Below are 12,082 nucleotides of genomic sequence, written 5' to 3'. Positions count from 1 at the left end.
CGACGATGGCGCTGTTCCGCTTCTCGAGCGAGCCGCCGACACGCCCGCTGATCCGGACGCAGAACCTGCATCTGCGTCCTCCCGTCGCGAGCGACTATCCCGCCTGGGCGGTCCTGAGGATCGAGAGCCGCGAGTTCCTCACGCCCTGGGAACCAGTCTGGAACGAGGACGACCTGACCCGCGCCTCGTTCCGTCTCAGGGTAAAGCGAGCCGCCCGCGAGATCGCCAGCGACGAAGCCTATGCACTGTTCATTTTCGACACCCGCACCGACACCCTGATTGGCGGGCTCACGCTGGGGCTCGTGCGCCGGGGCGTCGCCCAGGCCTGTACGCTCGGCTACTGGATGGGCCAGCGCCATTCCGGCCAGGGTCACATGACCGAGGCCGTGCGCGGCGCCCTGCGCTTTGCGTTCTCCGACCTCGCCCTGCACAGGGTCGAGGCTGCGTGCCTTACCAATAACGAGCCGTCGCGCCGGCTGTTGGAACGCGTCGGGTTCCAACGCGAAGGCATGGCGCGCGCCTATCTCAGGATTAACGGCGCCTGGTGCGACCATCTTCTCTATGCCGCCCTCTCCAGCGATCGCCTCCCCGACGGCGGCTGAGCCGGCGCCGCCCCTCCTCCATCCCGTCCACAATTCGACGACAAACCGGCCTATGCCTTGCCCTTGCCATGAGGCGTCGGTACGACTGATCGCCTGATCACCCTTGATCGTTTCCCGCATTAGAACCGAGCCGCGTTTGTCCATCCCCGATAGACTGTTCCGGATTGGCCTGGCCGTTGCCGGCCTTGCGCTCTGGCTTGCCGGCTCGATGGCGCCAGCCCTTGCTGTCGAGGCCGTCCGGGTACCGGTCGACGCTCCCGTGATCGACCTGACCACTGTCGTCGAGCGCAACAAATCCGATGGCGATGTCATCCAGATTTCGACCGCTCCGGGCCCCGACGGCATCGTCCGGCGCATTGCCGTGCGGGCGCGCGAATCGGGCGCGCGGCCGGACTGGATCGTGTTCGCGCTCACCAATGATTCAGACGAGCAGATCGACCGCCTGTTGGTCGCGCCTTTCCACAGGCTCATCGGCTCGGGCGTGATCTGGCCCGATCTCGGTGACCGGCGCATCGAGGCCGTGACGGCGAGCCAGGGCCTGAGCCCCGACCGAGAGATCAGCCCCGACGCCGATGTCTTCCTGATCACGCTCGACCCCGGCACCACCGTGACCTTCGTCGCCGAGCTGAAATCGCCCAACCTGCCGCAGCTGTATCTGTTCGAGCAGGAGGCCTATCGCCAGAAAACCAACGGGCTGACGCTCTACAAGGGCATCATTATCGGCATCGCCGGCCTGCTGGCGCTGTTCCTGACGATCATCTTCGTCGTCAAGGGCGCGGTGATCTTTCCGGCAGCCGCGGCGCTGGCCTGGGCGGTTCTCGCCTATGCCGGCCTCGATTTCGGCTTCTTCCAGCGCATTTTCCCGCTGACGCCGGCGATAGAGCGCATCTACCGCGCCGGCGCCGAGGTCGTGCTGGCGGCAACGCTGCTCGTCTTCCTCTTCGCCTACCTCAATCTCGGACGCTGGCATGTGCGCTACAGCCACGTCACAGCCGTCTGGATCCTGGGTCTTGCGGGCCTGGTCGGACTTGCGGTCTTCGATGCGCCGATGGCATCCGGCATCGCGCGCATCTCGATTGCCGCCGTGGCGGCGGTGGGCTTCGTGCTGATCCTGCATCTGGCGACGCATGGCTACGAGCGTGCCGTGATGCTGATCCCGACCTGGTTCCTGCTTGCAGTGTGGGTGACGGCAGCCGGCTTCACCGTCACCGGCCAGTTCCAGCGTGATCTCGTCGCCCCTGCCCTGCTCGGCGGCCTCGTGCTGATCGTGCTCCTGATCGGCTTCACGGTGATCCAGCATGCCTTCGCCGGCGGCGCCGTTTCGCAGGGGCTCGTCTCCGAGACCGAGCGCCGCGCGCTCGCCCTTTCGGGCTCGGGCGATCTCGTCTTCGACTGGGACGTCACCGCAGACAAGATCTTCGTGTCCCCGCAGATGGAAACGATCCTGGGCCTGCCGCGTGGCGCGCTCGAAGGCTCGGCCTCGCGCTGGCTCGAATTCATGCATGTCGCCGATCGCGACCGTTACCGAGTAACGCTCGATGCCGTGCTGGAGCAGCGCCGCGGCAAGCTGAACCTTGATTTTCGCCTGCGTTCGGCGAGCGGCGCGTACCACTGGTGCAACCTGAAATCGCGCCCGGTCATCGGCTCCGATGGCGAGGTCGTCCGCGTCATCGGCACGCTCTCGGACGTCACCGAGCAGCGCACGGCGCAAGAGCGCCTGCTGCACGATGCCGTCCACGACAATCTGACCGGCCTGCCCAATCGCAAGCTGTTCCAGGACCGGCTGGGCGCGGTGTTCGGCTTCACCCGAGCCGATGACAACATCCGCCCGACAGTGCTCGTGATCGACATCGACCGCTTCAAGCAGGTCAACGAATCCGTCGGTTTCTCGGCCGGCGATTCGATCCTGCTGACGCTGGCGCGCCGCCTTGGTCGCCTGTTGCGCGCACAGGACACGCTCGCCCGCATCGGCGGCGACACCTTCGCCATGATCCTGGTGTCCGAGCGCGACCCCGAGCGCATCCTGGCGCTGGCAGAACTGGTCCGCCGCGCCGTCTCGACCCCGGTTACCTTCGCGGAGCGCGAGATCTTCCTGACGCCGTCGATCGGCCTCGCGCTGTTCGACCCCGCGCCCGCCGCCCGCAAGGACGACGCGCTGAAGAACGCCGAACTCGCCATGGCCCATGCCAAGCGCCAGGGCGGCAACAAGATCGAGGTTTTCGTGCCGGCGATGCGGACCGACCGCAACGACCGGCTGGCGCTCGAAAGCGACCTGCGCCGCGCCATCGAGCGTGGCGAGATCCAGGTGATGTACCAGCCGATCGTGCGGCTGGAAGACCGCACCATCGCTGGTTTCGAGGCGCTGGTGCGCTGGGATCATCCGCGCGAAGGCCGGTTGATGCCCCAGGATTTCCTGGATATTGCCGAGGAAACCGGACTGATCGTCGATCTCGGCGTGTACGTCATGGATCGCACCGCGCGCGAGCTCGAGGCCTGGCAGGCGGCGCTCGAAGTCGATCCGCCGATCTTCGCCAGCGTCAATGTCTCGAGCCGACAGCTCCTGCGCCACGACCTGCTGCACGACGTGAAGACCGTGCTCGGCCGCCGGCGCGTCCTGCCCGGCACGCTCAAGCTCGAAATCACCGAGAGCCTGGTGATGGAGAACCCGGAATATGCCGCGCAGATGCTGAACCGCATCCGCGATCTCGGTGCCGGACTCTCGCTCGACGATTTCGGCACGGGCTATTCCTCGCTGTCATACTTGCAGCGCTTCCCCTTCGACACGATCAAGGTCGACCAGAGCTTCGTGCGCCAGATGGGCAACGGCAAGCCGCCGGTTATCCTGCGCTCGATCGTCCAGCTCGCCGCCGACCTGCGCATGGATGTCGTGGCCGAAGGCGCCGAGAGCGAATCCGATGCGATCGAGCTTTACCAACTCGGCTGCCAATACGCGCAGGGCTACATTTTCGGCCAGCCTATGAGCGCGGCCGAAGCCCGTCGGCTCGTCGGCGCAGCGGCTGCGAGTTCGAGCGAGGCGGCCTGAGGCCCCTCACCACGGAGGTCGGGACAATGCCCAGCCGCGAGCGTGTCGAGGCCTTCATCGCCGCCGTCGTCAGCGGCGACCATGTCGGCGCCATCGCCGAGTTCTACCATGAGGACGCCTCCATGCAGGAGCCCGGCAAGGCACCGCGCCACGGCCGCGACATCCTGATGGAGCATGAACGGCAGGCGCTGGCGCGGCTCGCGCGCATGGATACGCATCCGCCTCGCGTCGTCCTGGTCGACGGCGACAATGTCGTGGTTAACTGGGTTTTCGACGCCGTCGGCCATGACGGATCGGTGCGGCGGCTGGAAGAGCTCGCACTGCAGCGCTGGGTCGGCGATCGCATCGTCGAGGAGCGCTTCTTCTACGACACGGCGTCCGCCTGGCAGACCCCGCCCCGAGTGGGATAGCGGCTAGCGCTCAGGCGTGCCCGGCTTCGCGCGACAGGAAGGCCGGATCGATGCCGATCTTGCCGAGCGCACGGCTGTATTTCGTGTCGATGCCATCATCGAAGAGCAGTTGGGCATCGGCGGCGCAATGCAGCCAGCCATTCGACTGGATCTCGGATTCGAGCTGCCCCGCGCCCCAACCGGCATAGCCCAGGGCCAGGATCGCGCTCTCGGGGCCGCTGCCGATGGCGATGGCGCGCAGGATGTCGAGCGTCGCAGTCAGGCAGATGCCGTCGTCGATCGGCAGGGTCGCCGATTCCAGGAAGAAGTCGGCGGTATGCAGCACGAAGCCGCGCTTGGTCTCGACCGGGCCGCCGCGCAGAACCTGCATCCTCTCGGCCTGGCTGGGCAGGCGGATCAGTTCCTCGGAGGGAATGACGTCAAGCTGGACCAGGAGATCGGGGAACTTGGTGTCGCCAGCCGGCTTATTGACGATGATGCCCATCGCGCCATCTTCCGAATGCGCGCAGACATAGACGACGCTGCGGCTGAAGCGTGTATCGCTCATGCCAGGCATTGCGATCAGGCACTGCCCGTCGAGGTAGCTGCGGCCGCTCACGCGTTGATTGGAGCCGATCTTCATGAGGCCATGCTAGATCACTCGCGCTTTGCTGGAAACAGGTTTGGGCGTCGGAATCGAGCATCGCGATTGCGCCCCATTCATCGCCCACCATCATTGGGCGGCCTTTCCGCGCACGTCTTGGTGATCTGATACGAGGTTCGTTCGCTATTTCCGTCGCAAGCCCATATGTGAACTCTGTGAAGATCGCTGGTACACTCATCGGCCTCGCCGTCATGGCGTTCAGTTCTCCCGCCTTCGCGCAGGAGGGCGCCATGTCGGCTTGGTCGCAAGCGGGGAAATCCTCGTTGCGCCTGATCGCCGGCCCCACCGCCCCGTCGGGCAAGCAGCGCGTCGGCGTCGAGATCGTGCTGGCGCCGGGGTACAAGACCTATTGGCGCAATCCCGGCGATTTCGGCATTCCCCCGGTGTTCGACTGGACCGGATCGACCAATGTCGCGGGCCTGGACGTGCGTTGGCCCGTGCCCGAGCGCTTTGTCGACAATGCCGGATTCTCGATCGGTTATGTCGGCGAGGTCGTGATCCCGATCTCGGTCCAGCCGCTGGATCCCGCACAACCGGTCATGCTCACGCTCAAGCTCGATTATGCGATCTGTGAAAAGATCTGCACACCCGTCAGTGCCGAGTCGCGCCTCTGGCTCGAGCCGGGCGTCACCAGCGTGACCTCGGCGCGGCTCGAACAGTTCGAGGCGCGAGTGCCGGTCCCGGCCAAGCTTGGCCAGCAGAAGCAGCAATTGTCGCTCGCCGAGGCGCAGGTCGACGATGCCGGTCCGCGCCCGGAACTCAGCTTCGCGATCCGCGTGCCAAGCGACGGCAAGGTCGAGGACGTCTTCGTCGAGGGGCCGGGCATGTGGTCCTTCGGCAAGCCGATGATGACGCTGCAGCCGGACGGCACGACGCTGGCACGGATCAAGGTCCGCGACCGGCCCAAGGGAGCCGCGGGGCCGACGCCGTTCATCGTCACGCTGCGCGGTCTCCCTGGCCCGTCTGAGACCCGGCTCGAACTCGACATCCCCGCCGCCAAGCCCTAAGTCCTGACACGCGGCGCGCAGCCGCGAGTTTTACGGAGAACAGGCGCGATGACGATCAAGGTGGGTGACAAGCTTCCGCAGGCTACGTTCCGGGTCATGACCTCGGAAGGCCCGGCGGCCAAGACCACGGACGAGCTGTTCAGCGGCAAGAAGGTCGTGCTCTTCGCTGTTCCCGGCGCCTTCACGCCGACCTGCCACAAGAACCACCTGCCGGGCTTCCTGAGCAAGGCCAGCGAGATCAAGGCCAAGGGCATCGACGCCATCATGGTCACGAGCGCCAACGACGTCTTCGTCCTGGACGCGTGGTCCAAGGCTACCGGTGGCGCCGGCGTGATCGAGTTCCTCGCCGACGGCAATGCCGACTTCGCCAAGGAGATCGGGCTCTCGATGGACGGCTCGGGCTTCGGGATGGGCACGCGCTCGCAGCGCTATTCGATGGTCGTCGAGGACGGCACCGTGATCGCCCTGAACGTCGAGGACGCTCCCGGCAAGGCCGACGTCTCCGGCGCGGACGCCCTGCTCGGCCAGCTCTGAGATCTTTCGCAAGTGACGAGCCCGCGCAGCCCCGCTGCGCGGGCTTTTTGACGGCTGGGCCTGGATCTGGACGCCCTGGCCCCAGGGATCGGACATGGCCAGATGGCGCGCGGTCATCCCGGACGTAGCAAAGCGAAGATCCGGAATCCATTCCGGAGCGGCTGCCTGCATTCAGCGACTCTAATCGATGCGATGCCCGCTTGTGATGAGACAGCAGACTGGCGCCCGGCTAGCTTGACCTATCGTCGCAGAAGGCAACCCGTCCATGTCAGAGATTACGATCCGCCCGCTCAAGGCCTCCGACCGTGCGGCCTGGGAGCCGCTCTGGCAGGGCTATCTGACCTTCTACAAGGCGAGCCTTCCGGCCGAGACGACCGATGTCACCTTCGCGCGCCTGACCGGCGGGGCCGAGCCGATGGGAGGCTTCATCGCCGAGCGCGACGGCGAGGCGCTGGGCATCGTCAACTGGGTTCTGCACCGCACCACCTGGAGCCCGAAAGACATCTGCTACCTGCAGGACCTCTTCACCGTCGAGGCGGCGCGCGGCAGCGGCGTCGGGCGCAAGCTGATCGAGGCCGTGCGGCAGATGGCGCAGGACAAGGGCGCCTTCCGCGTCTACTGGCAGACGCATGAGACGAACCTGCAGGGCCAGGCGCTCTACGACAAGGTCGCCGACAAGTCGGGCTTCATCGTCTACCGGCAGGCGCTGGGCTGAGCGGCGTCAGCGCCCGCGCTTGAACGGCGCCATGCCGGCGCGGGCAAGCACGTCGGCACGCTCGTTCATGACGTCGCCGGCGTGGCCCTTGACCCATTTCCACTCGATCTTGTGGCGGCCGAGCGCGGCATCGAGGCGCTTCCAGAGCTCCTCGTTCTTGACGGGCTTCTTGTCCGCGGTCTTCCAGCCATTGCGCTTCCAGCCATGAATCCAGCTGGTGATGCCCTGGCGCAGGTACTGGCTGTCGGTGTGGAGCGCGACGGTGCAGGGCCGCGTCAGCGTCTCAAGCGCCGAGATCGCCCCCATCAGCTCCATGCGGTTGTTGGTGGTCATCTCCTCCCCGCCGGAGAGCTCGCGTTCCTTGCCCTTGAAGGACAGGATCGCACCCCAGCCTCCGGGACCGGGATTTCCGGAGCAGGCGCCGTCGGTCCAGACCTCGACGGCCTCGTTCACAGTCTCGTTCATCGCCGCAATCCGTAGTCGCGCGCATCTGTGGCGCGCTGGTGAAACACAAGCTTGCGGTCGTATTCGAGCGGGTCGTGCGGCTTGACCAGCGCGCCGGGCGGCACGTTCAGCCAGTCGACGAGGCGCGTCAGCAGGAAGCGCAGGGCCGCGCCGCGACATAGCTGCGGCAACGCCTCGACCTCGGCAGGCTCGAGCCGACGCACGCTCTCATAACCCGCCAGCAGCGCCTGGCCCTTGGTCAGGTTGAAGGAGGAGTCGGCCTCGAAGCACCAGGCGTTCAGGCAGGTCGCGATGTCGAAGGCAAAGGCATCCGTGCAGGCGAAATAGAAGTCGATCAGGCCCGAGAGCTTGTTCTTGATGAAGAAGACGTTGTTGGGGAAGAGGTCCGCATGGATCACGCCGCGCGGCAGATCGCGCGGCCAGCTGCGCTCATGCACCTCGACCTCGGCCATGACCCGCTGCTGAAGCCCGGGCGACACCGTATCGGCGGCAGCGCCGGCCTGCTCGGCGAAGGGCCGCCAGGACGGAACCGACAGAGAGTTGACCCGCTCCATGGCAAAATCGGCGCCGGCCTGATGCAGCAAGGCCAGGCCCCGGCCGACTTCGGCGCAATGCATGGCGTTGGGCCGCCGCACGGAAATGCCGTCCAGGAAGGTCACGATCGCGGCCGGCCGGCCGGCGAGATGCCCAACAGCTTCTCCGGCAAGGGTCTTCACAGGCTGCGGGCAGTTGAGGCCCTGCTTCGCCAGATGCTCCATCAGCCCGATGAAGAAGGGCAGATCGCGCGTCTCGGTGCGCTCCTCATAGAGGGTCAGGATGTAGAAGCCCTGCGAGGTGTGCAGCAGAAAGTTCGAGTTGGAGACGCCCTCGGCAATGCCCTTCACGGCCAGCAGGTCGCCAATGCCGTAACGCGCCACGAAGGCGGCCATCTCGTCGTCGGGTACTTCGGTATAAACGGCCAAGGCTCGCTCTCTCTTGCTCGCGCTTACTCGGCCGCGTTGGGCGAGGCTTCAGCCCGCAATTCGCGCGGAAGCGGGAAGAATACGTTCTCGTCGGCCGTCGAGACCGTCTCGACGCGAACGTCGTAGCGGGCAGCGAAGGCGTCGATGATTTCCTCGACCAGAACCTCCGGCGCGCTCGCGCCGGCGGTGATTCCGAGGCTGCGGATGGAGCCGAAGACCGACCAGTCGATCTCGTCGGTGCGCAGGACCAGCCGCGCCACCGGGCAACCGGCACGCTCGGCGACCTCGCGCAGGCGCTGCGAGTTCGACGAATTGGGCGAGCCGACCACAATCAGCCCCTCGACCAAAGGCGCGACGCGCTTGACCGCCTCCTGGCGGTTGGTCGTGGCGTAGCAGATGTCTTCCTTGTGCGGCGCGATCAGGTCCGGGAAGCGCGCCTGCAGCGCCAGCACGATCTCGCGGGTGTCGTCGACGGAGAGCGTCGTCTGGGTGACGTAGGCGAGCGGCTGGTCGGTCGGCGGCGTCAGCGAGGCGACGTCGTCCAGCGTTTCGATCAGCGTGATCGCGCCGAGAGGCAGCTGGCCCATGGTGCCGATCACTTCGGGATGGCCGGCATGGCCCACCAGCAGGATGTGGCGGCCGCGCTTGTGATGCACCTCGGCCTCGCGATGCACCTTGGTGACCAGCGGACAGGTGGCGTCGATGGCGAACAGGCCGCGCTGGTCGGCCTCGGCCGGCACGGACTTGGCGACGCCATGGGCCGAGAAGATCACCGGACGGGTCGCATCGGGAACCTGCGACAGCTCCGAGACGAAGACGGCGCCCTTCCGTTTCAGCGATTCGACGACGTATTTGTTGTGTACGATCTCGTGCCGGACATAGACCGGCGCGCCATGCAGGGCGAGCGCCTTCTCGACGGCATCGATGGCGCGCACGACGCCCGCGCAGAAGCCACGCGGCGCACAGAGCAGGATGTCGAGCGGCGGCTTGGTCACGCGGGAATACGCTCCTGGGGAAATGCCCCGCCTTCTTTCGGCGTGGGGCGGGCGATGTCAAGGAAGCTCGCACCGGGCCACAGGGGGGCATATCGCCGCTCGGCTCGGCCCTTGGAAGGCCCGGCCATGCAGGACCGCCATCCCGAGAACGACCTTGCGGCCGCAGTAGCTCGCAGTAGAAGCATCTTCTCCAGAACGGGACCATCATGACAGATTTCGTCTCGCCCACGTTTAGATCGCCTGCCGCAGCCGGGCTGACCGGACCACATCGATGAGCGCCGCGCCCGCCCGGCCGCAGGCCGTCTTCGTCACGGGCTCGACGATGCGCCATGTCGCGGTGATGACTGCGACCGGCTCAGTCGGGCTGATGGCGGTCTTTGTCGTCGACCTGCTCTCGCTGCTCTACGTGTCCTGGCTCGGTCGGCCGGAGGCGACGGCGGGCGTCGGGTTCGCGACGATCGTCCTGTATCTGATGATCTCGATCAATGTCGGGCTGATGATCGCGATCGGCGCCCTGACCGCGCGCAGCCTGGGCGCGGGCGAGCGCATGGCGGCACGCCGCATTGCCGGCTCATGCCTGGCGCTGATGGGGATGGCCGGCCTGGTCCTGTCGCTGATCGCCCTGGCGATCCTGCCATGGCTGCTGAACGCGCTCGGCGCGCGCGGCGAAGCCTATCAGGTCGCAAGCTCGTTCCTGTGGATCGTGCTGCCGTCGAACGCGTTGATGGCGATCGGCATGGGGCTGTCGGGCGTTCTTCGCGCAGTCGGCGATGCGCGCCGCGCGATGTTCGTGACGCTCGGCGGCGGGCTGGCGACGGCGATCATCGACCCGCTCTTCATCTTCGGGCTCAAGCTTGGCCCCGACGGCGCGGCGCTCGCCATGGTGGTCTCTCGCGTCCTGATGATCGGCATCGGCTTCTACAGCACCGTGGGGATCCACGACATGGTGGCGCGGCCCTCTCTCGCAGGGCTGCGACAGGATACCGGGCGCGTCTTTGCCATCGCCGGGCCGGCGATCCTCACCAACATATCGAACCCGATCGCGAACGCCGTCTTTGCCAGCGTGATCGCGCGCTTCGGCGATGGAGCGATCGCGGCGATCGCAATCGTCGACCGGCTGGTACCCGTGGCGTTCGGCGTGCTCTTCGCGCTTTCGGGCTCTATCGGCCCGATCCTGGGCCAGAACTGGGGTGCGGGCCGGTTCGACCGGATGCGGCGGGGGCTCAGCGACGCCGCCATATTCGCGGTGGCGAGCGTGCTCTTCTCCTGGGCGCTGCTGCTGGTGCTGCGCGGCCCGATCGTCACGGCGTTCTCGGCTACCGGCATGACGGCCGAGCTGGTGCAGTTCTTCTGCCTGATCGCCGGACCGATGTGGGTTTTCGTCGGCCTGCTGTTCGTGGCCAACGCCGCCTTCAACAATCTCGGCATGCCGATCTTCTCGACCGTGTTCAGCTGGGGAAGGGCCACGCTCGGCACGATGCCGCTGGCCTTCCTCGGCGCCCACTACGCGGGACCCAAAGGCGCCATGGTGGGCTCGGCGCTGGGCGCGGTGGCCTTTGGCGTCATCGCGTTGATCTTCGCCTATCGCGGCATCGACAAACTGGAGCGCAAGGCGGCACGGGCTGCCGCGCGCGACGCGCTTGCCTCGCATCCCGACACTGCTATCGTTCCCGCTCAGGCGGCCGCAGACCGCGAACCAGCCGGAGGCTGAGCCATGATGAACCTGTTCGAGATGATGCAAGCGGCCCAGAACGGGCAGGCTATGCAGAACATCGCCCGGCAATACGGGCTCAGCCAGCAGCAGACGCAGGCCGCTGTCGAAGCCCTGCTGCCTGCGTTCTCGATGGGGCTCCAGCGTCAGACGCAGGACCCTTACGCCTTCGGAAATCTGGCGCAGATGATGACTGCCAGCCCCTTTGCAAAAATGTTCGACGCCAATGGCGACGGCATCCCCGATAATGCGAAGACGATGGGCAACGACGTGCTCAGCCAGCTTTTCGGCTCGAAGGACGTGAGCAACGCGGTCGCCGCCCAGGCCGCCGCGACATCGGGCGTGGGCCAGGCGATCCTCAAGCAGATGCTGCCGGTGATCGCCTCCATGGTGATGGGCGGGCTGTTCAAATCCGCCAACAGCCAGGGCATGAGCGGAATGTTCGGCCAGATCGGCGAGATGATGCGCGGCCAGATGCCGGGCCAGAATCCGGGGCAGGCTGCGCCGCAGCCCTCGGCGAACCCTGCCAACCCGCTCGAAGCCATCCTCGGCGGGCTGTTCGGCAGCGGCCAGACCGCAGGGCCCGGGCAGACGCAGGGTGGCGGCCCCTTCGGCGGAGGCCAGATGCCCGGCGGACAGATGGGCTCCGACCAGATGGGCGGCGGCTTGCTCGGACAGATCCTGACCGGGATGCTGGGCGGTGCGCAGCCGGCCGAGCCCCGCAGCGCGGAGCAGCCACGCGCGCCGCGACAGGCCGAACCGCAGGACGAGCCCGACGAGGCTCCCGCTTCCGGCCAGACCGGGCCGGGCTCGATCGGCCTCGATGCGCTGAACCAGATGTTCGAGCACGGCCGGCAGGTCCAGGACAGCCATCAGGATGCGCTGAGGTCGATATTCGAGGGCATGTTCGGCGGCCAGAAGCGCCGCTGAGGTCCGCTCAAGAAAAAGGGCGGAAGCGCTAAGCTCCCGCCCACAGGAACGTGCCACCCCAAGGG

The 12,082-nt window shown here is 66.7% G+C and carries 12 protein-coding genes; 8 read left to right on the top strand and 4 right to left on the bottom strand.

Translation table 11 applies throughout. The annotated features are described in order from the left end of the window. Nucleotides 1-5 precede the first annotated feature (5 nt). The 3 genes from AC1D2L_RS15705 to AC1D2L_RS15695 all read left to right on the top strand — a co-directional run bounded on the left by AC1D2L_RS15705 (nucleotide 6) and on the right by AC1D2L_RS15695 (nucleotide 4,055). Nucleotides 6-602 (top strand): GNAT family N-acetyltransferase, encoded by a 597-nt coding sequence (locus tag AC1D2L_RS15705; RefSeq protein WP_476846823.1) that lies wholly within the window; start codon nucleotides 6-8, stop codon nucleotides 600-602. 208 nt (nucleotides 603-810) lie between these two features. Further along, complete coding sequence (locus tag AC1D2L_RS15700; protein WP_476846998.1) at nucleotides 811-3,645, top strand: EAL domain-containing protein; 2,835 nt, start codon at nucleotides 811-813, stop codon at nucleotides 3,643-3,645. 26 nt (nucleotides 3,646-3,671) lie between these two features. Continuing rightward, the gene (locus AC1D2L_RS15695; protein WP_476846822.1) at nucleotides 3,672-4,055 is read left to right on the top strand and encodes a nuclear transport factor 2 family protein; all 384 of its coding nucleotides are present in this window, start codon (nucleotides 3,672-3,674) and stop codon (nucleotides 4,053-4,055) included. A 10-nt stretch (nucleotides 4,056-4,065) separates the two neighbouring features. Here AC1D2L_RS15695 and AC1D2L_RS15690 read toward each other — a convergent pair whose 3' ends face one another. Continuing rightward, complete coding sequence (locus tag AC1D2L_RS15690) at nucleotides 4,066-4,677, bottom strand: YqgE/AlgH family protein (RefSeq protein ID WP_476846821.1); 612 nt, start codon at nucleotides 4,675-4,677, stop codon at nucleotides 4,066-4,068. Nucleotides 4,678-4,853: 176 nt separating this feature from the next. On the opposite strand from AC1D2L_RS15690, the gene AC1D2L_RS15685 reads away from it, so the two are divergent. The 3 genes from AC1D2L_RS15685 to AC1D2L_RS15675 all read left to right on the top strand — a co-directional run bounded on the left by AC1D2L_RS15685 (nucleotide 4,854) and on the right by AC1D2L_RS15675 (nucleotide 6,954). Next, entirely contained in the window at nucleotides 4,854-5,705 is an 852-nt protein-coding gene (locus tag AC1D2L_RS15685) for a protein-disulfide reductase DsbD domain-containing protein (protein ID WP_476846820.1), read from the top strand. 48 nt (nucleotides 5,706-5,753) lie between these two features. Next, nucleotides 5,754-6,239: a redoxin family protein gene (locus tag AC1D2L_RS15680; protein ID WP_476846819.1), complete on the top strand. Its 486-nt coding sequence runs from the start codon at nucleotides 5,754-5,756 to the stop codon at nucleotides 6,237-6,239. A 265-nt stretch (nucleotides 6,240-6,504) separates the two neighbouring features. After that, nucleotides 6,505-6,954, top strand: coding sequence for an N-acetyltransferase family protein (locus AC1D2L_RS15675; RefSeq protein WP_476846818.1), 450 nt, complete (start codon nucleotides 6,505-6,507; stop codon nucleotides 6,952-6,954). 6 nt (nucleotides 6,955-6,960) lie between these two features. Here the strand turns inward: AC1D2L_RS15675 and rnhA are convergent, their stop codons facing one another. From rnhA to ispH, 3 genes are read right to left on the bottom strand one after another with little or no spacing between them, the layout of a single operon-like run. Beyond that, the gene (gene rnhA, locus AC1D2L_RS15670; RefSeq protein WP_476846817.1) at nucleotides 6,961-7,419 is read right to left on the bottom strand and encodes a ribonuclease HI; all 459 of its coding nucleotides are present in this window, start codon (nucleotides 7,417-7,419) and stop codon (nucleotides 6,961-6,963) included. Next, nucleotides 7,416-8,381 (bottom strand): homoserine kinase, encoded by a 966-nt coding sequence (locus AC1D2L_RS15665; RefSeq protein WP_476846816.1) that lies wholly within the window; start codon nucleotides 8,379-8,381, stop codon nucleotides 7,416-7,418. Before AC1D2L_RS15665 ends, rnhA begins: the two co-directional genes overlap by 4 nt. A 23-nt stretch (nucleotides 8,382-8,404) precedes the next feature. Beyond that, complete coding sequence (gene ispH, locus AC1D2L_RS15660) at nucleotides 8,405-9,376, bottom strand: 4-hydroxy-3-methylbut-2-enyl diphosphate reductase (protein ID WP_476846815.1); 972 nt, start codon at nucleotides 9,374-9,376, stop codon at nucleotides 8,405-8,407. A gap of 271 nt (nucleotides 9,377-9,647) precedes the next feature. Here ispH and AC1D2L_RS15655 point away from each other — a divergent pair, with 271 nt between their 5' ends. Together AC1D2L_RS15655 and AC1D2L_RS15650 are read left to right on the top strand one after the other, a co-directional pair. Continuing rightward, nucleotides 9,648-11,087, top strand: a complete 1,440-nt coding sequence (locus AC1D2L_RS15655; RefSeq protein ID WP_476846814.1) for an MATE family efflux transporter — start codon at nucleotides 9,648-9,650, stop codon at nucleotides 11,085-11,087. Nucleotides 11,088-11,090: 3 nt separating this feature from the next. Further along, on the top strand, nucleotides 11,091-12,017 hold the full coding sequence (locus tag AC1D2L_RS15650) for a DUF937 domain-containing protein (protein ID WP_476846813.1): 927 nt from the start codon (nucleotides 11,091-11,093) through the stop codon (nucleotides 12,015-12,017). Nucleotides 12,018-12,082: the final 65 nt, after the last annotated feature.

The sequence above is a fragment of the Allobosea sp. P1_B10 genome, from assembly GCF_056406735.1.
The sequence above is the reverse complement of the archived record's forward strand: the minus strand, read 5'-3'. Positions and strand labels throughout refer to the sequence as shown.

Bases quoted from the DNA above. Each gene is read 5' to 3' on its own strand.
- AC1D2L_RS15700 (WP_476846998.1), top strand. From the start codon at position 811: ATGGCGCCAGCCCTTGCTGTCGAGGCCGTCCGGGTACCGGTCGACGCT.
- AC1D2L_RS15655 (WP_476846814.1), top strand. From the start codon at position 9,648: ATGAGCGCCGCGCCCGCCCGGCCGCAGGCCGTCTTCGTCACGGGCTCG.
- AC1D2L_RS15695 (WP_476846822.1), top strand. From the start codon at position 3,672: ATGCCCAGCCGCGAGCGTGTCGAGGCCTTCATCGCCGCCGTCGTCAGC.
- AC1D2L_RS15680 (WP_476846819.1), top strand. From the start codon at position 5,754: ATGACGATCAAGGTGGGTGACAAGCTTCCGCAGGCTACGTTCCGGGTC.
- AC1D2L_RS15675 (WP_476846818.1), top strand. From the start codon at position 6,505: ATGTCAGAGATTACGATCCGCCCGCTCAAGGCCTCCGACCGTGCGGCC.
- rnhA (WP_476846817.1), bottom strand. From the start codon at position 7,419: ATGAACGAGACTGTGAACGAGGCCGTCGAGGTCTGGACCGACGGCGCC.
- AC1D2L_RS15705 (WP_476846823.1), top strand. From the start codon at position 6: ATGGCGCTGTTCCGCTTCTCGAGCGAGCCGCCGACACGCCCGCTGATC.
- AC1D2L_RS15690 (WP_476846821.1), bottom strand. From the start codon at position 4,677: ATGAAGATCGGCTCCAATCAACGCGTGAGCGGCCGCAGCTACCTCGAC.
- AC1D2L_RS15650 (WP_476846813.1), top strand. From the start codon at position 11,091: ATGATGAACCTGTTCGAGATGATGCAAGCGGCCCAGAACGGGCAGGCT.